Genomic DNA, 2,378 nt, shown 5'->3' with positions numbered 1-2,378 from the left:
TTAAGCTGGGAGTGATGTTCCACTACGGGAAACTGAATATGGCGTTCTGAGTCTCCCACCATGATCGGGGAAGACCCATTTACACACAGTATTAACGAGTTGGTGATGCTGTTCAAGCCGTACCGCTTGAGACTTTTTAAGCTGATTGAATGCTATAGGAATTAATACGTGAAGGGCATTTGATAAAGGAGATATGGTATGTAAAGAATCTCAATAGCCCATTTCGGCGATGGGTAACCCATGACCGGGAAGGAATATTTAATGCCGGGAATTTGCATGAAAAATCAGCAAATTCAGGCTATTTAAAGCGTTAAACTGCTTATTCATAACAAATGAACTAAGCTGAATGTCTGCGCAGTGAATGGCACCTGAGAACTCAGGCCGAAGAGTGCTCAGTAATACAACATAATGACAATAAGGACTTTAACTAATGGATGACGTGGATCTGGCTCAGGAACGTGAAGAAGCGCATTTAGCGGCCTCTTTGTCTGCCCGTAAGCCGCGCCTGGTAAGCCGAAATGGTAACTGTATCTGGTGCACTGATGAGGCAATAGTGGCTAACACCGCTTTCTGTTCTGCAGAGTGTGGCGAGGACTATCACAAGCATCAGCGTGAGATGAAGCAGAGAATTACTGGTGATTTGATATCTTGAAAAGTATTCACCAGAAACACAAAACCCTTTTTATATTGCTTATGTCAGATTAGCTGCTATGCGATTGGAAAATATTACCGCTAAGGCGATGTAGCACTGCCATTAGGAATGATGTCATATTGAACAATAAATTTCTGGCAACCAAAATTATGCCCGTACTTAACGGCCTTTATTACCTGTTAAAATAATTGAAATCAACATTTAATTCTACTCCTGAACTTTGACAGATTTTGTAGAAATTCTATGCTTAATTAGCAACATATCGTTGCCTTACCATGGGAAGCAAATTATGAAAAATTTATTAGGCGGGATGTTCATCATAGCGAGTTTGATTACACTGGCGGGATGCCAGCATGAAAGCCCTGCGGTGGGTAACGATGGCCGCCCACATGCACCGAGTAATGAGTCGGTGCCAGGTGGGCCATTGGGTAAGGGCCCGGTCGGACAACCACAGAGTTAAAACAAACCCTTTGACTGGAATGCTTAACCGCATGAATGTTTTAGTTATGCAGGAAAAACTGGCTTCCCTGCAGTGGTGACTCGACGCATCATTGCTGGCCAGAGATTATTAGGAAAGATTATCTGACACACTTCTCACAGACTGCAGTAATAGCAATCTGTGTTTTTTATTTTCGGATTAGCAATATTTCAGTTACATACTAAACTGTTCCCGTTCCCAGCGGGACGCCATCAATTTAAGGCAAAACTTCTGCCGCCCGGATATCCATCCGGGTTTTATTTATTAGCGCATGGCTAATCAACACCTTGAGACACTTCAGCACTACTTGCCTTTGAAATTCATGGCGACAAAACATCTCTTATTTTCAGTGAGTGGCTTTCTGAGACAACCAACTTAAAAAAAGGAAATGATTTTATTTTAATCGTACTTTCAGAACGTATCAAAGTACTTCAATACATACTGAGGAGGTTTCAAACACCAAGGCCGGGTAGGTTCCTAACTTGGAAATTCAGTGTCTGCACGAACACCTTCGAGTTGCTGATAAGTGATGGTGGCAATATCGAGGGGCATTTGAATTTTATCAAAAATACGTTTTTTACACTTTTATAAAAATATACTCCATAGCATCAGGACGAATGAATATTGAAATAATCGAAAAAACCTTTCAATTCTTAATTAAGATAGACGCAACAAATTTTAATGAATCTGCTTTTTAACTTCGATCAACCGGATTTTTAAATGAATTTAGATATCCTTTTGGCTTGACCGCTGCTCGCGCAGTCTTTTTCGATAATAAATGACTGTATTTAGTCGGCTCTTTATTCTGAAATTGGCATGGTTTATCACTTTTGCCCATCGGGGGTCAACGGTGTTCCGATTATAAGTTTTAAGAGCATCCAGCAAGGTACTCCACTGGCGGGCCTGGTAAGATTTGTCATCCCTCAGGTTAATTCGCATATGCTGTATGGTAGAATCAACCTGCCTTTTGGCTTCCAAAAGACTCAAACCCGACTGATGTGCCGCGGCTATTTTTCTAATCTCAACGACGTAAAACTGCAGATCAAATCCGTTTTCTCTCACTAACCCCACCACTCACTGCTAATTATTTTGAATATTAAGTAGCAGAAAAAATCAAAAAATAAAGCGAAGCCGTGAATTTAAAAAGTCTAGCTTTTGGAGTAACTATTAGATGCGCAATTTTTAAACTTGACGATTTACTTGATAGTAATCAACTAGTTCAGCGTTAACGACCTGGCACTTTAACTT

2 protein-coding genes are annotated in these 2,378 nt (G+C 40.7%); both read left to right on the top strand.

All coding sequences use genetic code 11. The features are described from left to right. Positions 1–430: 430 nt before the first annotated feature. Positions 431–652: a DUF2116 family Zn-ribbon domain-containing protein gene (locus tag JK231_RS25335; protein WP_097117055.1), complete on the top strand. Its 222-nt coding sequence runs from the start codon at positions 431–433 to the stop codon at positions 650–652. Between the two features lie 289 nt (positions 653–941). Further along, positions 942–1,112 carry a hypothetical protein gene (locus JK231_RS25330; protein WP_166935051.1) on the top strand — a complete coding sequence of 57 codons (171 nt, stop codon included), beginning with the start codon at positions 942–944 and terminating at the stop codon, positions 1,110–1,112. The last annotated feature ends 1,266 nt before the right edge of the window (positions 1,113–2,378 follow it).

It is taken from the genome of Pantoea sp. JGM49 (assembly GCF_018257655.1).
Lineage (GTDB): Bacteria > Pseudomonadota > Gammaproteobacteria > Enterobacterales > Enterobacteriaceae > Pantoea > Pantoea communis.
This window is presented reverse-complemented; position numbering and strand designations above follow the sequence as displayed.